Source organism: Limihaloglobus sulfuriphilus (assembly GCF_001999965.1).
In the GTDB taxonomy this organism is placed as follows: domain Bacteria; phylum Planctomycetota; class Phycisphaerae; order Sedimentisphaerales; family Sedimentisphaeraceae; genus Limihaloglobus; species Limihaloglobus sulfuriphilus.
In genome coordinates this window covers 3,758,301-3,778,450 of the sequence record NZ_CP019646.1, presented here as the reverse complement: position 1 = coordinate 3,778,450, position 20,150 = coordinate 3,758,301, and the positions used below count along the sequence as shown (strand labels likewise).

At 46.9% G+C, this 20,150-nt stretch carries 15 protein-coding genes and 2 rRNA genes; 9 read left to right on the top strand and 8 right to left on the bottom strand.

The features are described from left to right. Window positions 1-12 precede the first annotated feature (12 nt). Window positions 13-1,107, bottom strand: coding sequence for a uroporphyrinogen decarboxylase family protein (locus SMSP2_RS14425; protein WP_146684722.1), 1,095 nt, complete (start codon window positions 1,105-1,107; stop codon window positions 13-15). Between the two features lie 164 nt (window positions 1,108-1,271). Between SMSP2_RS14425 and SMSP2_RS14420 the strand changes: the two genes are divergently transcribed. Both SMSP2_RS14420 and SMSP2_RS14415 read left to right on the top strand, forming a co-directional pair. Next, window positions 1,272-2,642, top strand: coding sequence for a 3-keto-disaccharide hydrolase (locus SMSP2_RS14420; protein WP_146684721.1), 1,371 nt, complete (start codon window positions 1,272-1,274; stop codon window positions 2,640-2,642). Between the two features lie 44 nt (window positions 2,643-2,686). Then, window positions 2,687-4,027: a Gfo/Idh/MocA family protein gene (locus SMSP2_RS14415; RefSeq protein ID WP_146684720.1), complete on the top strand. Its 1,341-nt coding sequence runs from the start codon at window positions 2,687-2,689 to the stop codon at window positions 4,025-4,027. 196 nt (window positions 4,028-4,223) lie between these two features. Here SMSP2_RS14415 and SMSP2_RS14410 read toward each other — a convergent pair whose 3' ends face one another. The 4 genes from SMSP2_RS14410 to SMSP2_RS14395 form a co-directional block, all read right to left on the bottom strand. Beyond that, the gene (locus SMSP2_RS14410; RefSeq protein WP_146684719.1) at window positions 4,224-4,535 is read right to left on the bottom strand and encodes a ferritin family protein; all 312 of its coding nucleotides are present in this window, start codon (window positions 4,533-4,535) and stop codon (window positions 4,224-4,226) included. Between the two features lie 22 nt (window positions 4,536-4,557). Beyond that, the gene (locus SMSP2_RS14405; RefSeq protein WP_146684718.1) at window positions 4,558-4,785 is read right to left on the bottom strand and encodes a hypothetical protein; all 228 of its coding nucleotides are present in this window, start codon (window positions 4,783-4,785) and stop codon (window positions 4,558-4,560) included. Between the two features lie 191 nt (window positions 4,786-4,976). Next, window positions 4,977-5,423: a YccF domain-containing protein gene (locus SMSP2_RS14400; protein WP_146684717.1), complete on the bottom strand. Its 447-nt coding sequence runs from the start codon at window positions 5,421-5,423 to the stop codon at window positions 4,977-4,979. A gap of 40 nt (window positions 5,424-5,463) precedes the next feature. Next, window positions 5,464-6,036, bottom strand: coding sequence for a nitroreductase family protein (locus tag SMSP2_RS14395; protein ID WP_146684716.1), 573 nt, complete (start codon window positions 6,034-6,036; stop codon window positions 5,464-5,466). A 599-nt stretch (window positions 6,037-6,635) separates the two neighbouring features. On the opposite strand from SMSP2_RS14395, the gene SMSP2_RS14390 reads away from it, so the two are divergent. Continuing rightward, window positions 6,636-7,028 (top strand): GxxExxY protein, encoded by a 393-nt coding sequence (locus tag SMSP2_RS14390; RefSeq protein WP_186804763.1) that lies wholly within the window; start codon window positions 6,636-6,638, stop codon window positions 7,026-7,028. A 395-nt stretch (window positions 7,029-7,423) separates the two neighbouring features. Here the strand turns inward: SMSP2_RS14390 and tkt are convergent, their stop codons facing one another. Further along, window positions 7,424-9,430 (bottom strand): transketolase, encoded by a 2,007-nt coding sequence (gene tkt / locus SMSP2_RS14385; RefSeq protein WP_146684715.1) that lies wholly within the window; start codon window positions 9,428-9,430, stop codon window positions 7,424-7,426. A 403-nt stretch (window positions 9,431-9,833) separates the two neighbouring features. Between tkt and SMSP2_RS14380 the strand changes: the two genes are divergently transcribed. The 6 genes from SMSP2_RS14380 (at window position 9,834) to SMSP2_RS14355 (ending at window position 16,140) form a co-directional block, all read left to right on the top strand. Beyond that, window positions 9,834-10,868 (top strand): DUF547 domain-containing protein, encoded by a 1,035-nt coding sequence (locus tag SMSP2_RS14380; RefSeq protein WP_146684714.1) that lies wholly within the window; start codon window positions 9,834-9,836, stop codon window positions 10,866-10,868. A gap of 21 nt (window positions 10,869-10,889) precedes the next feature. Continuing rightward, a complete protein-coding gene (gene metK, locus SMSP2_RS14375; protein ID WP_146684713.1) occupies window positions 10,890-12,092 on the top strand; it encodes a methionine adenosyltransferase in 1,203 nt (400 codons plus the stop codon). A gap of 97 nt (window positions 12,093-12,189) precedes the next feature. After that, entirely contained in the window at window positions 12,190-13,152 is a 963-nt protein-coding gene (locus SMSP2_RS14370) for an acetylxylan esterase (RefSeq protein WP_146684712.1), read from the top strand. Between the two features lie 3 nt (window positions 13,153-13,155). Then, window positions 13,156-14,664, top strand: a complete 1,509-nt coding sequence (locus tag SMSP2_RS14365; protein ID WP_146684711.1) for an aspartyl protease family protein — start codon at window positions 13,156-13,158, stop codon at window positions 14,662-14,664. A 220-nt stretch (window positions 14,665-14,884) separates the two neighbouring features. Continuing rightward, the gene (locus SMSP2_RS14360; RefSeq protein WP_146684710.1) at window positions 14,885-15,301 is read left to right on the top strand and encodes a secondary thiamine-phosphate synthase enzyme YjbQ; all 417 of its coding nucleotides are present in this window, start codon (window positions 14,885-14,887) and stop codon (window positions 15,299-15,301) included. Window positions 15,302-15,345: 44 nt separating this feature from the next. Then, on the top strand, window positions 15,346-16,140 hold the full coding sequence (locus tag SMSP2_RS14355) for an SDR family NAD(P)-dependent oxidoreductase (protein ID WP_146684709.1): 795 nt from the start codon (window positions 15,346-15,348) through the stop codon (window positions 16,138-16,140). A gap of 68 nt (window positions 16,141-16,208) precedes the next feature. Here SMSP2_RS14355 and rrf read toward each other — a convergent pair. Next, window positions 16,209-16,315, bottom strand: a 5S ribosomal RNA gene (gene rrf / locus SMSP2_RS14350). 308 nt (window positions 16,316-16,623) lie between these two features. Continuing rightward, window positions 16,624-19,793: ribosomal RNA gene (locus tag SMSP2_RS14345) — 23S ribosomal RNA — on the bottom strand. Window positions 19,794-20,150: the final 357 nt, after the last annotated feature.

Sequence of the window (20,150 nt, the reverse complement as noted above, 5' to 3'; positions counted from 1 at the left end):
GTCAGCTTTTCGTCAATAACCGCAATTTTCTCTGTACACTTCCAGTCCATAGAGATAGTCCTGGTATTTCACAGCGGTCGAGAGTGAATGATCCAGAGCATAAACAAACCTCGCGTCGAGGGCCTTCATGTCCGTAATAATTTTTTTCGTTTCCCTCGCGATCAGCTCACGGTCCCCGCTCTCATAAACCCGCTTGTCCAGCCCGCCCAGAAACAGAAGTTTATCCGCATAATCACGGGCAGCCTTGCGTACATCGCAGCCGGCTTTTACCTCCAAAGGATGTATCCCCTCGAATCCAAGCTCAACAAAACGCGGCACAAGATGCTGAACATAACCGCAGGAATGCAGCAGAACATGAACATCGTGCGATTTGAGAAACTCTATTATCTCCGCGAAATATGGGAAAAACAGCTCTTCAAAGACAGCCTCTGAACAAAACGCCGCACCTGTATAGCCCATATCCTCACACAGTATCATTCCATCAGGTTTGCCTATATTCTCAAACATATAGGTGTAGTGCATCTTATAAAAATCTGTATAAACCCGGTTGAAATCATGTATCCATTCAGGATCCAGAAGCAGACTTTCATACATGCACACATCTCCAAGACTTTGACGAAGCACCTCGAATATAAACGCCTTTGTAAAACAAACCCACCTGCCGCCCTCTCTGCCGGCCGCAAGATGTTCACGCATCAGTTTTTCATTGATCCTGCCCGGGTCGAGCTTTAGAAGATGCGGCCGGTAATCAGTTTCCCAGATTTTGCGGCTTGTCATGCGGAAATCGATATGCTCAGGACAGCTTGACTTGCCCTTCCAGTACCTGAAAGCGGCACCTGCACCGTTTCTGCGTATATGCCAGTCCTGCGTCTCTTCAACCACCTCATCATAGCCCTTAAGAGGCATATAGTCCAGCCAGCCGCCAACCATATCGATATCCCAGCCAAAATGTGAGGCGATGTGAATCGGGCTGCCGTTTTCCTGTTCCGGAAGTCCCTGCTGCTTCCAGCCGGCGATTGTATCTTCCCAGATAAAATCAAACACCCCCACACGCTCGTAACGCCCGCCTTTTAACATAGCATCTATTAACTCTTTGCCTGTCTGCATGTTTAAAACCTTTTCTGTTAAAACCAAGCCATAACAATTACTGCTGAGAAAAAAACCTTGACTCAACACATTACGTTAATATAATACAATTTAATTTGATATCAAGTAAGTATTATACAATTTCACAACAATATTGTGCAACTTTTTACAGAAAAGGATTGAAAATGAAAAAACTTAACTTCAACCTGGCATTTCTTTTATTCACCTTACTTACAATAACTTATGCAGCGTCAGCCGCTCCAGGATGGTTTTACCTCAGCTCGGCAGAAAATCTCGATGCCTGGGAAAAACATGGAGGCATCTCAGAGTTTTCTATCAGGGACGGTGTCATCACAGGCACGAGCAAAGACTCTAAGATAAACACTTTTTTATGCACAAAGGCAAAATTCAAGGACTTCATTCTTGAATATGACATGAAACTTCATGAGCCGATCAATTCCGGCGTTCAGATACGCAGCCAAATCGTGAACGAACAGACCGACCGTGTAGGCGGCTTGCAGGTAGAATGCGACCCGGCAGAAAGACGCTGGAGCGGCGGCATATACGATGAGGCCGGCAGAATGTGGCTATATCCCCTTTACGAAAACCAACCCGCCAGAAACGCATTTGATGTCGATGGCTGGAACAGGTTCCGTATAGAAGCCGTTGGAAACAGGGTCCGCACCTGGGTAAACGGCGTCCCCTGCGCAGACCTTATAGAAGAGGATAAATACGTCCGGCAGGGTTTTATTGGGCTTCAGGTGCACGCCACACCCAAACCAGGGGCAAAGATCAGCTGGAAAAACGTCAGAATTATGACGGAAAATATTCATCAAAACCTGATGCCGGAAAACACAGATATACGCCAGATCAACTATCTGCATAATGAGCTCAGTCAGCGCGAAAAGGAAGAAGGCTGGAAACTGCTCTTTGACGGAGAAACAACAAACGGCTGGAGAGGGGCAAAACTAAAGAGCTTCCCGGATAAAGGCTGGTCAGTAAAAGACGGTGAGCTAATTGTCCACAGCTCCGGCGGCGGAGAATCTGAAAACGGCGGCGACATTGTCACCGTAAAGCAATACAAAAACTTCGAGCTGAAGGTTGACTTCTGGTTTACAAAAGGTGCCAACAGCGGCATAAAATATTTTGTGGATACCGAGCTCAACAAAGGCGCAGGCTCCAGCATAGGCTGTGAATTCCAGATACTCGACGACAAACACCACCCTGATGCCAAAGCCGGCGTAAACGACAACCGCACACTCGCCTCGCTGTACGATTTGATTGCCGCTGATGCCCCATACGGCAAACGGCTTCACGGACAGAATTACTGGAATCAGGCACATATAATAGTACGCGGAGACCATGTTGAACACTGGCTCAACAACCTCAAGATGGTGGAATACCAACGCCGAAATCAGATGTGGCGGGCACTGGTCGCATACAGCAAATACCGCGTATGGCCGGCATTCGGAGAACGCGACACAGGTCACATCCTCTTGCAGGACCACGGCAATGAGGTGCATTTCAGGAGTATAAAAATCAGAGAGCTTGACTGAATTAAGCTAACACCGGAAACTATTTACTGAAAAAGGATTAAAAAATGAAAAACCAGATTACACGCAGAGATTTCGGCAAACTCGGCGCTGCCGCGGGACTTACGTATTCTTTTATTTCCAGGCTCGCACCTGCCGCACCGCAGAATTACGCTTCAAATAAGGTTATTGCTGCCGTTGCAGGAGTTAGATCAAGGGGAAAATACCTCGCTTCCAAATTCGCCTCTATCCCAAACTGCCGGGTAAAATATGTAATTGACGTTGACAGCAGATACCTTCCGGATGCAGCCGCGGCTGTTGAAAAGGCACAGGGTTCAATCCCCGAACAGATCAAAGACTTCCGTTCGGCTCTGGATGACAAAGAAGTTGACCTGCTGGTAATTGCCTCTCCAGACCACTGGCACGCTCCTATGGGTATTGCGGCACTGGCGGCAGGAAAACACGTTTACGTAGAGAAGCCGTGCAGCCACAACCCGGCAGAGGGCGAGATGTTCATAGCCGCACAGAAAAAATACGGAGGCATAGTTCAGATGGGCAACCAGCGGCGGTCATTCAAGATCGTTGAACAGATGATTGACGAGATTCACGGCGGTGTCATCGGCGATGTTTATTACGCAAAAACCTGGTACTCAAATAAACGCGGCCCTATCGGCTATGGAAAAAAGGTAGATGTACCGGCGTATCTTGACTGGAACCTCTGGCAGGGCCCGGCACCCAGGACTGATTACCGTGACAACATACATCCCTACAACTGGCACTGGTTCTGGAACTGGGGAACCGGCGAGTCTTTGAACAACGCTTCACATGAGCTCGATGTAGCACGCTGGGCGCTTAAGGTTGATTACCCAAAAAGAGTAAACAGCACTGCCGGCAGGATACACTACCCCAATCAGGATGACTGGCAATTCTGGGACACCCAAAATATCGCTATTCAGTACAAAGACGATAGAATGATTACCTGGGAGGGCCTGAGCGGCAGTCAATACAAGACCTACGACCGTGAGACACGCGGCGTAGCATTTTTCGGCGATAAAGGCGTCATAGAATACTACTCCAACAGATACAAGATCCTCGACCTGGACGGAAAACTAATCAGAGAAGAAGCCCCCGGAAAGAAAAGCGATACCAGCAGCACAAACACGATTGACCCCGGCCTCAATGACTATCACGCTGAAAACCTTATAAACGCGATTATCGGCAAAGGCAAGGTTAATTCCCCGATTGATGAAGGCCACAAATCGATACTGCTGGGGCATCTGGCGAATATATCCGCAAAGCTCAACACAACCCTAGAATGCGACCCCGCAAGCGGCCATATCATTAACAATGCCAAAGCGATAAAAATGTGGAGCCGCGAATACGAGCCCGGATGGGAACCGAAATTCTGACCCACTCAAAAGACACCCGCGCATTTGACCGGATTATAAGTACAATTTAACTTTTGCCAACCGGCGCAGCGATTCTACCCGGACGCGCTGCGCCGGCTGTTTATAATCACCGGCAGGAACCGCCTGAAGGCAGACCCGGCTTGAGAGCCAGAATTCCGCCGCTGCAAAATATGTCAAGAATCTGAAGAACTGCGAGTTATTTCTTTTTCTCTAACTCTTCGATCATTTCTTCTACTTCTTCGGTTCCTTCGGCATAGAAATCTTTTTCATCGGGTGCCAGATGGTGAAGAAGTTTCAAAAACTCGCCCGCATGAACACGCTCTTCGTCAGCTATGTCAATGAGAACTTCTTTGGCAAGTTTGTTGTCTGTTGATTCGGCCAGCTGCATATAAAGCTGAATGGCTTCATACTCAGCGGCTATCATGAAACGGATTGATCTGATCAACTCCGCATCGGTGAGTTTTCTATCATTTGCAAGACAACTGAAGGGATTTGCAAATTCCGGCATAATTAGTTTCCTTTCTAAATATTTAACCTCGTGTCATTTTACTGCCGCACTTGGGGCATGTCATCTGATTACAGGGCTGAGCTGTTTTGTGAGGCAAAGCCTGGCCGCATTTGGGACAGACACAATTTCCGCCTGGTCCTGCGGCATACGGGCCGCCTCCTGCGCCTTTGCCGCCGCCCTGCCCACGGCCTAAGCCGCGTCCGGTTCCCGGACCTTGGCCGGCAGGTCCTGTTCCATCAAATTTAGGCATTTTAGTATCTCCTTTTTTAATAAATCTCATTATATTGAAACTTTTAATAGATTTTGCATTTAAACAATCATCTCATTTCAAAAAACAAAACTCATAATTCTACTATAACATATAGCTGAATTAATTGCAAATACCAAATTACTGCCTTGCGGATAAAAATCAGAGAAAATATTTTGATTTCTCTTTTTAACTCATGCCTTTTTACGCTTTTCTATTTTAGCTCTGGTATTGTACTTTATTGCTTCTCTTACCTCAGACTTTATGACTATCCTCTTGCCCAGAGGCGCAAAACTGACCCTCGCCATTCGGGCGTGGATCACGGCTAAGGGGATTCCAATTATGGTTATAAAACAAAGCACCGCCGCGATTGCGTGCGATATAGCAAGCCATATTCCCGCCAGAACGATCCAGAGAAAGTTCATCAAAGCAGTTCCGGTTATTCTTTTTTCGCCGAGAAGCCGCGCGTCAATTATATCCTTGCCAAATGGAAATGCTATGAATCCTGCTATCCTGAAACAGGCCACTCCAAACGGGATCCCAATTACGGTTATGCACATTATTAACCCGCCAAGAAACCAGGTAATGCATAGCACTAACCCGCCGAGAATGAACCAGATCAAATTAAGCACAAACGCCATAAAGCAAACTCCTCTCAGAGCAAGTAAAGCACTCCCATCATCACAGATCGAGAATCAGCTCATCAAGTGTGCGTTTGGGCACGTGGTGAACCTGGTTTTCATCCCTGTAATATTTTATGTCTCCATCGGCATCTTCGAGAACTACCGTTTCTACGGGCTTTCCGATCGCCAACACCAGCAGAACCTCATACTTCTCTGGTATTTTCAGATTTTGAGAAAGTTTTTTGCGGTTAATTGAGCCGAACATGCAGCCGCCCAGGCCCCTGTCAACCGCGCCGAGCATGATGGTCTGTGCGGCTATGCCGGGATCGTAACCGCTGATTTTAGCGATTGTCGTATCATTTAGAATGATGATGTAGCCGCTGGGCCTTTCATCTTTGGCCGGGCAGTCCCAATCAGTCAGATATCCGGCCCAGGCAAGTGAATCAAAGATCACTGCGTTCTTCTGCTCATCTGAGCTTATGATATATTTAAGCGGCTGGAGATTCGCCCCGGAGGCGGTAAACCTGGCAAGGCCTACAAGGTCAATGAGGGTCTGTTTGGCTACCTGATGGCTGCCGTCAAAACGCCGGTAACTGCGGCACTTCTTCACAAGCTCACTAAAGCTGTTCATTTTAAACTCCTGTAATTAAAAAAAGTCAAATCAACAACATTCTAATATAGCACATTGCCCGCCATTGTCAAGCATTATAATACTTGCAGTAAAACACATAAATTTCTATTAAAAAAAACTTTATAAAAAGATTTTCCTCTGCCCTCACCACCGCCGCAAACCCGAATTAAACCCATCACAGCCGTAAAAATGTCACTCATAACAGCGAAACCCAAGCAAGGCATCCTGTTGACATTGTCAGTGGGTTGCCTATAATACGATGCGAGCTCAATTGGTAGTAAATCTTTGCATGATATATAGGGTATAACAAGACAAGGCATAAAGGAAAAACCGTATTTCAAACTGTTATGTAAAGTATTTATTAGAAATAACATGCAACAGAAAAGTTTGCTCCCTTTATTTTATGGGTAAAAGTTTTGAAAGTAAACAAAGACATTCTTCAACACCTTCAATGCCTTCATGGTAAATAATTAAAACCATGAAGTAAATGAAGGTCATGAAGGAATAAATAAAAAAGTGCAAAACGACTCTAAAAACTAAACAGAAAACTCTGCATTAATTGGTATGTTTTCATTGTCAAATAAAATGAGACAGAAATAATGGCAAAAGTAAATAAGAATATCCAGTTCAGTGAGCTGTCCAACAGGGTAATAGGCTGCGCCATAGACGTACACAAGTCCCTCGGTCCGGGTTTGCTCGAATCTGCCTACCAGCAATGCCTTTGTCATGAATTTCGATTAAACAACATTAAGTTCGAGAGGGAAAAGCCTCTTGCGGTCAATTACAAAGGCTTTCATCTCGACTGCGGCTATCGAATTGATATAGTCGTTGAGAATCAAATAATCATTGAGTTAAAAGCTATAGATTTAATCAAACCGATTCATGAAGCTCAAATAATATCGTATATGAAACTTTCGGGCTTACGCCAAGGCTTCCTAATCAACTTCAATGTCCCAATACTAAAAGACGGATTGAGCAGTTTTGTGATATAACAAACCATGAAGTAAATGAAACGCATGAAGAAATAAACTAAATCTCTTCATTACCTTCAATGCCTTCATGGTAAATAATTAAAACCATGAAGTAAATGAAGGTCGTGAAGGAATAAAGCAAATTTGTATAATGATTAAGTTTCTTCCAAGCAATGAGCAGGTATAGAGATTTCCGAATTCTCTTAAAAACCGGCAACAAACAAAACCTCGCCAAGATCACCAAATCAGCCTATTCCAAACACCGCACAGCCGAACTTACCCCGCCAGAGCCGTCGAGGCGTACATCGGGATAAACGGGCGGTTACGCCGGCGGCCCAACGCGGGATAAGCCCATAAAAAAAACAGGCCGCCCATTAGTGAGCAGCCTGTTTATCATTTAGATTTTGATACAGAGCTTATTTTACCAGCTCTCTGGCGGCTTTTTCAACCGCTTCTGCTGTAATGCCGAAGTGCTTGAAACATTCACCCTGCGGCGCTGATGCTCCAAAACTATTCATTCCTATGAATTTACCTTCAAGGCCAAGATACTTATACCATCCCTGGTCAACTCCGGCCTCTACGCCTACCCTTGCGGTTACGCTTGGCGGCAGCACAGAATCCTTATATTCGCGGCTCTGCTTTTCGAAAAGCTCCCACGAGGGCATACTGACAACACGTGCCATTATCCCGTCGGCCTCGAGTTTCTCGCCCGCGGCAACCGCCAGCTGAACCTCTGATCCGGTTGCCAGAAGCAGAACATCGGGATTATCAACCTTATTCAGGGCATAAGCGCCCTTTTCCACACCTTCTGCGGCGGGATTATATTTATTCTGGTCAAGTGTCGGCAGATTCTGCCGCGTCAGGCACATAGCGACAGGCGCATCTTTATTCTCAAGGGCATATTTCCAGGCGTATGTCGTTTCAACGGCATCCGCCGGACGGAATACAAGCATATTCGGAAACGCCCTCAAAGAAGCAACAGTCTCTACCGGCTGATGTGTCGGGCCGTCTTCGCCGACACCAATGCTGTCATGGGTAAAGACAAATATGCTCGGATAGCCGCTCAATGCCGCCACCCTCAGAGCGCCTCGCATATAGTCGCTGAACACCAGGAACGTACCGCCGTAGCAGCGAAGAAGCCCGCTGACGTTGATGCCGTTCAAAATTGCTCCCATGGCGTGTTCACGGACGCCAAACCGGATATACCGGCCTTCGGGAGTGTCTTTCTGGAAGTCAACCGCACCCTTGAAATGGGTATTATTGGAAGGCGTAAGGTCTGCAGAGCCGCCAAGAACCAGCGGCAGCTTTGGCATAAGCGCTCCGATTGTCTCGCCGGAAGCCTTGCGTGTAGCAACAGATGAGCCGGCCTCAAATATTGGCAGATGCTCATCAATGTTAATCGGCAGCCGGCCTTCGCGGGCATCGTTAAGCTCTTTAGCCAGCTCAGGATAGGCATCGGCGTATTTAGCCAGCATTTCGTTCCACGCTCCCTCGAGCTCTTTGCCCTTGGCAGTGCAGCCGCCCATCAGCTCTTTGACATCATCGGCGATTTCAAAGCTCTTTTCAGGATCCCAGCCGAAATTCTTTTTCATCAGCTTGATTTCATCATCGCCCAGCGGTGCGCCGTGCGCAGTGTGCGTATCCTGGAAGTTAGGCGAGCCGAAACCTATATGGCTGCGGAACTTAATGATACTCGGGCGCGAAGTCTCCGCCTTGGCGTTATCTATTGCTTTTGCAAGTGCGTCAAGGTCGGTACCGTCGCCGCCGATTTCCTGCACGTGCCAGTTGTACGCCTCGTAACGCTTTGCGACATCTTCGGTGAAAGAGAGGCTTGTCTCGCCGTCGATAGTTATGCTGTTGTCATCATAAAGCAGGATTATATTTCCAAGCCCCAGATGGCCGGCAAGTGAAGAAGCCTCACCCGAGACACCTTCCTGCAGACAGCCGTCGCCGCAGATAGAGTAAATCTTGTAGTCGAAGATATCAAAACCGTCACGGTTGAAATATTCAGCAAGGTATTTCTGAGCGATTGCCATACCCACGGAGTTTGCGATTCCCTGCCCGAGCGGGCCGGTCGTAACCTCAACGCCGGGTGTGTGGCCGTATTCGGGGTGGCCGGGAGTAAGACTGCCGAGCTGGCGGAAATTCTTCAGCTCATCAAGAGGCAGATCATATCCGGTCAGATGCAGCATTGAATAAAGAAGCATCGAGCCGTGGCCCGCAGAGAGAACAAACCTGTCGCGGTTGTCCCATTTGGGGTTGGCCGGATTGTGACGCATCTGGTTCATCCATATCTCGAAAGCCGCCGCCGCCATACCCATAGGCATACCAGGGTGACCAGATTTTGCCGCCTGAACGCCCTCTGCGCTCAAAAAGCGGATTGTTTGAATACATTTTTCCTCAATAGCGGTTTTACCTGCCATCTGATTCTCCTGTTAAATAAAAAAGTGAAATTTCTTATAGTTTTGTACCGTTTTGCCGTTCTATCTCGGCCAACACACAAAAAGATTACCAGATTATCGCCTTATTGCAAGCCAAAACAGCATTCGGAAGCTAAAATGGAAAGCAATATGAAAGAAAATGAAACAAAACAAACACAATCATTCACAGCAAAAAAGTGCATACAAAACAAATGATATCAGTTTTCAAGGCAAAACCATTCACTACTGCCCGCCGCGGGGTTGCCTTAATATGGAAAAGATAACGGGATAAAAAAATTGACTGGTAATTTTATAGAACAAAGTTAAGATAGTATATTATTCAATTATATAATGTTTATAATAATTTGTTTTCGTTATTGTTTATGCTTACTTTAACAATTACTTAATGTATAAAATTCTTAGTTACAACAACTTAGTCGTATTCACACTTATATTTGCCATCGCTGCCGCAACAATTCTTTACGGCGGCCAAGACAGCGGCACAGACCAGGCTCAAGGAGCTTCCTCGGAGACTGCCGCTGAACCTGACGCCTCTGAGCCGACCCAAACAGCTCAAGGCGACACCGGCGACACACCGCCTGACCCGCAGGAAAAATCCGGCCAGAACCCAGAAGACAGTGAACCATCGCCGGAGCCTGAGCAGCAGGCAGAACCAGAATACATTCACGTGGTATTCAAAGATTGCGACCAGTTTCTTTCCCAGCACGTAACAGATGATGGGCTTATTGATTACGCCAACCTTCGCCGCAAACGCTCCGACCTGATCCATTTGATGAAAGATTTCGGCGACGTGGATATCATAGAGTTTGCCGAATGGGAACAGGACGACCAGGTAGCCTTCTGGATAAATGCTCACAATATCTCCGCGATAAAACTGATTATCGACAATTACCCGATTGAGCCATCTCGTTTCAAGCTGTTTTTCTATCCTGCAAACAGCATAATGCACATAAGCAGCCCGAGAACAAAAAAATATTTTAACATCATGGGAACCGAGTACACTCTTGACGAGATGCAGGAGGCAATCGCCGTTTTGACTGACAACACAAAAGCATTTTTCGGGCTCTGCTACGCAAGTATGAGCTCGCCACCCATAAGAAAAGATGCCTACATCGGCAGTAAACTTGAAAAACAGCTTGAAGCACAGCTCAAAGCCTTCATAAAATCACCAGAGGGAGTAGATGTAAATTATTCAGAAAGAAAGATTTACCTGCCCCCGGCGTTTAAGATGTTTAAAGATTATATCATGAAAAGCCACAGCACGGATCTGCGTTTCAGGGCAAGAGATACAGAAACCCGAGCATACCTAAACCTGGCGAGTGAATATGTAGAACCACAGGATACAATCCTGTTTACAAAAGTTAATTTTGATATAAAATTCAGAAAATACAACTGGCTTTTAAACGATACCAACCAATGACCACTTTTAGAAAGTCAATAAATGGCTAAGAAAAAATCAAATATAAAGAAATCTCCTGCTTCGGCAGGGCTGCTTTTCACAAGTGAATCAGTAACACAGGGACATCCCGACAAAGTCGCCGATCAGATATCGGACGCGGTTCTTGATGCTATGCTCGAACAGGACCCCGAAAGCAGAGTAGCATGTGAAACTCTCGTAAGTACAGGGCTTGTAATAGTAGCCGGCGAAATCACAACCAAAGCGGTAGTTGACATTCAGGACGTCGCCAGAAAAACAATCAAAGACATCGGATACACTCGGCCCGAGCTTGGGTTTGACTATGAAAACTGCGCAGTTCTAACCGCCCTTAACAAACAAAGCCCTGATATCGCCATGGGCGTTGACCAGGGCAGAGGCCTTCACAAGGAGCAGGGAGCAGGCGATCAGGGAATCATGTTCGGCTATGCGTGCAGCGAGACAAGATCATACATGCCGCTGAGTATATATCTGGCACATAAAATCACCGACCAGCTCACAAAACTGCGCAAGAAAAACACGCTTAGCTGGCTAAGGCCAGACGGCAAGTCACAGATAACTATCGAAAAGAGCCTCGACGGCAAATCACAGAGAGTGCACACTGTTGTCGTTTCCACCCAGCACGACCCCGACGTCAAACGAAGCGAGCTGGAAAAACAGATTATCGAAAAGGTCATAAAGCCCTGTGTACCGGCTAAACTCATAGACAATAAAACGATATACCATATAAACCCTACGGGTAAATTTGTTATCGGCGGTCCCAAAGGCGACTGCGGCGTTACCGGCAGGAAAATTATCGTTGACACATACGGCGGCCACGGCAGCCATGGCGGCGGCGCATTCAGCGGCAAAGACCCTTCCAAGGTTGACCGCTCGGCAAGCTATATGGCACGCTACATCGCCAAGAATATCGTAGCGGCAAAACTCGCTGACTCCTGCGAGCTGCAGCTCTCCTACGCAATCGGTATCGCCGAACCTATCTCCGTTTATGTTGAAACAAACTCAACGGCAAAAGTCTCAGAAAGAGATCTCGAGGCCGCTGTCAGAGAGTTATTCCCGCTCACGCCTCATGAAATCATTGATTATCTCAAATTGAAACGCCCGATATATGAAAATACCGCAAGAGGCGGACATTTCGGCAGAAACCTCGCTGATTTCACTTGGGAAAAAACAGATATGGTCGATAAACTTAAAAAATATTTTAAGTAATTCGGCGATAACAACCAGATTTATCCAATCTTTTGGAATTATTCTACGTACTAAAAACGGCAGATACAAATAGATGTAACAGAAAGGCTCAATAAACATGGCGATAGTTGATATGCCCCTTGATAAACTCCGGGACTACCGCGGAACAAACCCAAAACCAGATGACTTTGATGAATTCTGGAACGAGTCGGTTGCCCAGATTAGGACTATTGACCCCGCTTTTGAGCTGATAAGGGCTGATTTCCAGACGCCGGGCATAGAATGCTTCGACATGTTCTACTCCTCCGCCAAGGGTGCGAGAATCCACGCAAAACTATGTAAGCCGAAAAAAATATCCGGCAAATTACCCGCACTGCTCAAGTTCCACGGATACAGCGGCAGCGCAGGCGACTGGGCGGACCTGCTCGGATATGCCGGCTGCGGATTTATCATCGCGGCGATGGACTGCCGCGGACAGGGAGGCCTTTCCCAGGACGTTAACCCAGTAGATGGCTACACTTATGACGGGCATATTATACGCGGTCTGCAAAACTCGCCTGAAAACCTGCTCTTCAGGGATATATACCTTGACACGGCAATGCTGGCAAAGATTGTATTAGATATGCCCGAAACCGATTCTGAACGCCTTGGCGCTTTCGGCGGAAGCCAGGGCGGCGGTTTGACACTCGCCTGTGCAGCGCTTGAACCGAGGGTCAGCAGAATTGCCCCGATTTTCCCTTTCCTCTGCGACTATCAGAGAGTATGGAGCCTTGATCTGGAAACAAAGGCTTACGATGAGATAAAGCAGTATTTCAGGCGTTTCGACCCGCTGCACAAAAAAGAAACAGAAGTTTTCACAAAGCTCGGATATATAGATTGTTACCACCTTAGCGAGAAAATAAAAGCAAAAACTCTGATGTTTGTCGGCCTGCGTGACACTATCTGCCCGCCCTCAAGCATCTTTGCCGCTTATAACAATATAAAAGCCGACAAAAAACTGGAGATATTTCCAGACTTTGGTCATGAAAATCTGCCAACCGCGGCGGATATGACCTTCCAACACTTTTTACAATGGGGGTAACCCATGAAATCGTCTATCGTTCTTTACATAGCCGCCCTCACGGCGGCGGCAGTTACTGCTTCATCAATAAAAACTGGTGAAATAAAGGTTTACAACGAACCTGTAACTAAATCCATTATGAAATCCCAGACCGCCGCAGAGCCGCCCGCAAACACGATCGACTCACCTCCCATCGGCGGCTTTGTTCCGCTGGTGGCACTTACAACGACAGATGCAGGCATAGAGGACGAAATGACCGCATCGCCCGCGTCAAGCCCCTATGGCAACTACACCGCCCCCAACCCGTCGGAAGACTTCGCGATAGGCCTTTTTGACACGGGTGCATCGGTCTCAATAATCAGCTATGAGAATTCTGTGCTGCTCAACCTCTTCGATACCTCGCATTCCATGTATCCCGACAGCAATTATTCATACCTTACACCAAACGTAATGCAGATCACCGGTGCTAACGGAACGGTTGACCTGGGAGTTACAGCGCCAATAGGGCTCTTTGTCCAGGGTCTGGCAGCGATAGATGACCAAAGTCCAGGCTCACCTGCTGACCTTAGCTCCATGATGGGACTTTACAACCTCTCTTTCGGCGTTGGACTGGGATATACCGAATTTGACAACCCCACCGCCATTGGCTGTCCGATTGCGGCGTGCTATACAACAGTCATTGACAACGAAAACAGAATAGCCCTTCAGCGAGACGGGCAAACCTATTCCACACCTGATGTTACAATTTATCAGGGCTGGGAGTCACAAATACCCGACTATAGCACTGCCGTACCGCTAAGATACAACCCCGCAGGTTCTACCGACGTGTCATATTTTTATGACATGGATTACCTCATGAACGAGTTGATGTACCGGCCTCAGGTCGGCTCGACCCTCTCACTCTCATACGTGCCTCAGCAGAGTCTTTTCTTTCTCGAATATGTTAATCTCGAAAACAACGGCAACGAAGCAACTGAAAAAACTCAGTTTATGTTCGACACTGGTGCCCAGGTAACGGTTATTAAATCAGCACTTGCCGCCCTTCTGGGGCTCGACGGCTCAAACCCTGACTTTGAAGTTGAAATTAAGGACGCAACCGGCGGCTCAGAAATGGCTCCAGGGTTCTATATAGACCGGCTCGAGATACCGATCTTCGGCGAATGGTTTATCGCAACTAATGTGCCGGTAGTCGTTTATGACATCGCATCCCCTGCCGGAGGCAACCTTGACGGGATCATCGGAACAAACCTTTTTACACAGTTTAACCTGAAAATTTACGGCGGTCTGCTGGACTATTCAAACCCATCTCTCGAGATAGAGCGTTTCTACCGCACGGCCGATATCGCCCCCTATTACCTTGACGGCGTTATAGACAATAAAGACTTCGCCGCGTTTGCCGCTGCCTGGAACACAACCGCGGCAGATGCCGGCTGGAACAGCCGCTGCGACATAAACCAGGACGGGACGGTTGACGTCTATGACCTGATGATTCTCACGGATAACTGGCTCGAAGGCTACCTGCCCCAGGAATAAATATTTAACACCGGCAAAAAAACTGTAACTTTTAAGTTTTTCAACAACACTAAATACGTGTATGGTTGGAATTACATTAAAATTGGAATAAACTGTTCCCAGAAACGGTTTTATGTGTTATAATACTTTTGACGTCATTAAATGGGCTTCGGGCTGATGTCTTTGATTGCCCATTCTGACTGTAATGGTATTTGATAAACATAATTACAGGTATTACAACATGAAAAGTTACAGAAAAGAATTGTGGTTTGACATCAAAAACCGTCGGGAATACATCAATATCACACCCAGAATCAATGAATGCCTACGTGAAAGCGGCATAAAAGAGGGATTCGTGCTGGTAAACGCCATGCATATAACCGCCAGCGTCTTTATCAATGACGATGAGCCGGGGCTGCATCGCGATTTTGAACGCTGGCTCGAAAAACTGGCACCGGAAAAACCATACGATCAGTACGACCACAACGGATTCGAGGACAACGCAGACGCTCATCTCAAAAGAAGTGTCATGGGCCGCGAGGTAGTTGTCGCAATCACAAAAGGCGAGCTCGATTTTGGGCCATGGGAACAGATATTTTACGGTGAGTTTGACGGAAAACGCAAAAAGAGAGTCCTGGTAAAAATCATCGGAGAATAAATCGCACAGGATAATTATTTCAGATTAGTTTACGGAGGTAAATTATGGTCATTAAGGACAAACTTGTATTGGTAACGGGTTCAACTTCCGGCATCGGCAAGGCTATTGCCGAGGGGTTTTTGCGATTGGGTGCCAGAGTGATCATACACGGCCGTGAACAGGAAAAGGTGCGGCGGCAGGCTGAGAGGTATCTTGCTCTGCAGGAGTTTATTGGAGAACCGATAGCCATCTCCGGCGATGTCGCAAAACCTGAAGAGCTTGAGCTCATGTGCGAGAGAATCAATAAACTGGGAAAACTGGATATTCTGGTCAATAATGTCGGGGTTTTTAAGACCACGAATTTTTTTGAAATTTCCGATTTTGACTGGGACCACTACTGGAACGTAAACGTTATGAGTGTTGTCCGCCTCTGCCGGCATTTTCTCAGGGGAATGCTCCAGCACAACAGCGGCAAGATTATAAACATCACAAGCGAGGCGGGCATAAAACCCCTGCCCCAGATGGTGCATTACTCCGTAACAAAGACAGCCGTTATCGGACTCTCAAGGGCGCTGGCGGAACTGACAAAAGGTAAAAAGGTTACCGTAAACAGTCTGGTCATCGGCCCGACATGGTCTGAGGGAGTTGAACGCTATTTCAATTCACTCGCCGAGGCCGAGAATAAGGACGTAAACGAGCTGACCGCAAACTATTTCAAAACCCACGAGCCAAACTCGCTGATACAACGGTTCATAGACGTGCTGGAAGTTGAACAGGCAGTTCTCTTCATCGCTGCCAACGATGCCATTAACGGCACCGCACTTCGCCTTGAGGGCGGAATAATACGCTCTATTACTTAAAAACCATCTCCGCCCTATACTATAAAATAGAAGAAGCCCTCCTGGTTTTAACCAGAAGGGCTTCATAATGCCGGCGATAACCTACTTTCGCCCAAGGGACTATCATCGGCCGGTTGGGCTTAGCTTCTGAGTTCGGAATGGGATCAGGCGTTTCCCCAACAGTATGGTCACCGGCAAGTTCATTTACTAAACGGTTTGGGTAAACTAATAACTAATAGTGAATAACTAATAGTTATTAGTTGTTCACTTAAACCGTATTGTATATAAAGTTACTACAGTTGACACGTAAAGAATCTATCAATACGCTGTAATCAAATTCAATAAGAATATTTGTTAAACTAATAAATATAAGTGAATAACTATTAACTAATAGTTGTCGAATTCGCTTCGCTGGTACTTGTAAAAAGTATCAGCCCAAGGCTGAATCCTTCACTATTAGTTTTTCACTATTCACTATTAGTTTATAATCAATAATTGATTGATGCGGTCAAGTTATTGGACGTTAGTACCGGTTAGCTTAATACATTTCTGCACTTACACATCCGGCCTATCAACCTGGTAGTCTTCCAGGGTCCTTCAGATATTAATCATGGAATCCTCATCTCGGAGTGGGCTTCCCGCTTAGATGCCTTCAGCGGTTATCCTTTCCCGACTTAGCTACCCAGCATGCACTTAGCAGCACAACTGGTACACCAGAGGTCAGTGCTTCCCAATCCTCTCGTACTAGGGAAACATCTCCACAAGATTCCAACGCCCACGGCAGATAGGGACCGACCTGGCTCACGCCGGTCTGAACCCAGCTCGCGTACCACTTTAATCGGCGAACAGCCGAACCCTTGGGACCGCCTACAGCCCCAGGATGTGATGAGCCGACATCGAGGTGCCAAACCGCCCCGCCGCTATGAACGCTCGGGGGCGATAAGCCTGTTATCCCCGGAGTACCTTTTATCTGATGAGCGATGGCCCTTCCACACGGGACCACCGGATCACTAAGACCTGCTTTCGCATCTGCTCGAGTTATAACTCTCGCAGTTAAGCACACTTCTACCTTTATGCTCTACGCATGATTGCCAACCATGCTGAGTGTACCTTTGTACTCCTCCGTTACTCTTTGGGAGGAGACCGCCCCAGTCAAACTGCCCATCAAGCACGGTCCTCTGTCCTGATTCAAGGCTCAGAGTTAGATAACTAATACACCAAGGGTGGTATTTCAACGATGGCTCCACGATTCCCAGAAGAACCGCTTCAAAGCCTCCCACCTATCCTACGCATGATATACCAGGTACCAATACCTGACTGCAGTAAAGGTTCACGGGGTCTTTCCGTCTTGCCGCGGGTATGTGGTATCTTCACCACATCTACAATTTCACCGAGTCCGTTGTTGAGACAGTGCACCAGTCGTTACGCCGTTCATGCAGGTCGGAACTTACCCGACAAGGAACTTCGCTACCTTAGGACCGTCATAGTTACGGCCGCCGTTTACCGGGGCTTCAGTCGTCAGCTTCTCCGTCACTTGATTTACACATTAAACTTTTCTGTATTCTATTCATCAAATGTCTGCGGGCATTGCCGCTCTTCAAACGTTTCTCACGTTTTCTCGCATCTGATTCGCTCATATATGCTTCATAATAAACTAAATGCCAGTTACCATTTCTGGTGGTTTTACAACCACTGCCAGACTTATGACTTGAGACTCTTGTTTTCAAGTCACTGCTGTAACCGATGTAGCATTTCTCTGTGTTTTCTTCATAAAGTACATATACATAATACATTGTGTATCTCCGTATAAATCAAGTGACGGATAACCGCCTTCCTTAACCTTCCGGCACCGAGCAGGCGTCATTCTCTATACATCCACTGTACGTGTTAGCAGAGAACTGTGTTTTTGGTAAACAGTCGCCAGTGCCACTTTTCTGTCCCCTTCCCGACGAATCGGGATAGGGCCCCCTTATCGCGAACTTACGGGGTCAATTTGCCGAGTTCCTTAACAACGGTTCTCTCGAGCGCCTTAGGATATTCTCCTCACCTACCTGTGTCAGTTTTAGTACGGTTATGCAGATTTCAATCTACAGCAGCTGTTTCTCGGCACCTTTGCCGGCAACTTCGGCATCATATACGGCCTCGATCTTGCGAAACCCGCTCGACTAATCACGGGATTGCCTTAAAAAATGCGTCACTGCTTTCGTCCATCTACATAGTGCAGGAATATTAACCTGCTGCCCATCGTCTACGCCTTTCAGCCTCGACTAAGGGGCCGACTAACCCTGGGCGGATCTACCTTCCCCAGGAAACCTTAGGTTTTCGGCGAACAGGATTCTCACCTGTTTTATCGTTACTCATGCCGGCATAATCACTAATAGACGCTCCACGGCTCCTTGCGGTACCGCTTCGACGCTGACTATTACGCTCTCCTACCATTTGTATAAATACAAATCCGCAGCTTCGGTTCATTGCTTGATTCCCGTTCATTATCGGCACCAAATTGCTCGATCAGTAAGCTATTACGCACTTTTTAAATGGTGGCTGCTTCTAAGCCAACATCCTGATTGTCTGGGCAATCTGACTTCCTTAGTAACTTAGCAATGATTCGGGACCTTAGCTGGCGATCTGGGTTGTTCCCCTCTTGACCACACACGTTATTGCACATAGTCTGACTCCCAGCATAAGCCTTACAGTATTCGGAGTTTGGTAGGGGTGGGTAGGCTGGTGGCCCCCCAATCCCAATCAGTAGCTCTACCCCTGTAAGGTATTAACTGAGGCTAGTCCTAGAACTATTTCGGAGAGAACGAGATATCTCCAGGTTTGATTAGACTTTTACTCCTCCCCACAGCTCATCCCCTAACTTTTCAACGTTAGTGGGTTCGGTCGTCCAGGGATTTTTACATCCCCTTCCACCTGGCCATGGGTAGATCACCTGGTTTCGCGTCTAACACCTGCTACTAACTACGCCCTATTAAGACTCGGTTTCCCTGCGGCTGCGCACCGGAAGTGCTTAACCTTGCAACAGACGTTAACTCGCCGGCTCATTATGCGAAAGGCACGCCGTCACCCATATTAAATAGGGCTCCGACTGCTTGTAGGTACATGGTTTCAGGTACTTTTAACTCCCCTAAAAGGGGTGCTTTTCATCGTTCGCTTACGCTACTTTGCACTATCGGTTATCGAGGAGTACTTAGCCTTGGAGGGTGGGCCCCCCAGCTTCACACGAGGTTCCACGAGTCTCGTGCTACTCTGGTACACCAAAAGAGAAAGCTATATTGTAAAGTACAGGACTTTCACCATCTATGGTCGAACTTTCCAGATCGTTCCTATAATATGCTTCTTTGTAACTCTAGTATTGGTGCCCGCAACCCCGGCATGCAAGCACGCCGGTTTGGGCTTGTCCGCTTTCGCTCGCCGCTACTGACGGAGTCTCGGTTGATTTTCTTTCCTGCAGGTACTAAGATGTTTCAATTCTCTGCGTTAGCTTCAACGGCCTATGAATTCAGCCGTTGACGAAAGGCACAGCTTGCGCCGGCCTGACAGGTTACCCCATTCGGAAATCCCGGGATTAACAGATGTTTGGCTCTTGCCCCGGGCTTATCGCAGCCTTCCACGTCCTTCGTCGCCTCTCGATACCTAGACATCCCCCATGTACCCTTAGTAACTTGACCACATCAATCAATTACTGATCTAAATCAATTAAGAATTAGGAATTAAGAATTAGGATTTACCTAACTCTAAACCTTATTCTACAATTGATGTGTTCCGCTCTACTAAAGATAACATTCTAATGAATGCCAGTCTTATAATGAGTTGAACTTAGATAAAGGATCTAAAATGTCAGAATCAAATATTCTTAATTCTAAATTCCCTATTCTAAATTCTAAAAATAAATATCCTTATTGCTCTGATTTTCGATTCGGTTAAATCGTTATCGCGCTAATTGTTAGAATTCTTTACTTTTGTGTCAACTGTATTAAATTTTAAAAGATCTTTATCTGATATCTCATATCTGAAATACCAGATCC

Bases quoted from the DNA above. Each gene is read 5' to 3' on its own strand.
- metK (WP_146684713.1), top strand. From the start codon at position 10,890: ATGGCTAAGAAAAAATCAAATATAAAGAAATCTCCTGCTTCGGCAGGG.
- SMSP2_RS14380 (WP_146684714.1), top strand. From the start codon at position 9,834: ATGTATAAAATTCTTAGTTACAACAACTTAGTCGTATTCACACTTATA.
- SMSP2_RS14365 (WP_146684711.1), top strand. From the start codon at position 13,156: ATGAAATCGTCTATCGTTCTTTACATAGCCGCCCTCACGGCGGCGGCA.
- SMSP2_RS14360 (WP_146684710.1), top strand. From the start codon at position 14,885: ATGAAAAGTTACAGAAAAGAATTGTGGTTTGACATCAAAAACCGTCGG.
- SMSP2_RS14415 (WP_146684720.1), top strand. From the start codon at position 2,687: ATGAAAAACCAGATTACACGCAGAGATTTCGGCAAACTCGGCGCTGCC.
- SMSP2_RS14355 (WP_146684709.1), top strand. From the start codon at position 15,346: ATGGTCATTAAGGACAAACTTGTATTGGTAACGGGTTCAACTTCCGGC.
- SMSP2_RS14370 (WP_146684712.1), top strand. From the start codon at position 12,190: ATGGCGATAGTTGATATGCCCCTTGATAAACTCCGGGACTACCGCGGA.
- SMSP2_RS14425 (WP_146684722.1), bottom strand. From the start codon at position 1,107: ATGCAGACAGGCAAAGAGTTAATAGATGCTATGTTAAAAGGCGGGCGT.
- tkt (WP_146684715.1), bottom strand. From the start codon at position 9,430: ATGGCAGGTAAAACCGCTATTGAGGAAAAATGTATTCAAACAATCCGC.
- SMSP2_RS14400 (WP_146684717.1), bottom strand. From the start codon at position 5,423: ATGGCGTTTGTGCTTAATTTGATCTGGTTCATTCTCGGCGGGTTAGTG.
- SMSP2_RS14410 (WP_146684719.1), bottom strand. From the start codon at position 4,535: ATGCCGGAATTTGCAAATCCCTTCAGTTGTCTTGCAAATGATAGAAAA.
- SMSP2_RS14420 (WP_146684721.1), top strand. From the start codon at position 1,272: ATGAAAAAACTTAACTTCAACCTGGCATTTCTTTTATTCACCTTACTT.
- SMSP2_RS14395 (WP_146684716.1), bottom strand. From the start codon at position 6,036: ATGAACAGCTTTAGTGAGCTTGTGAAGAAGTGCCGCAGTTACCGGCGT.
- SMSP2_RS14405 (WP_146684718.1), bottom strand. From the start codon at position 4,785: ATGCCTAAATTTGATGGAACAGGACCTGCCGGCCAAGGTCCGGGAACC.
- SMSP2_RS14390 (WP_186804763.1), top strand. From the start codon at position 6,636: ATGGCAAAAGTAAATAAGAATATCCAGTTCAGTGAGCTGTCCAACAGG.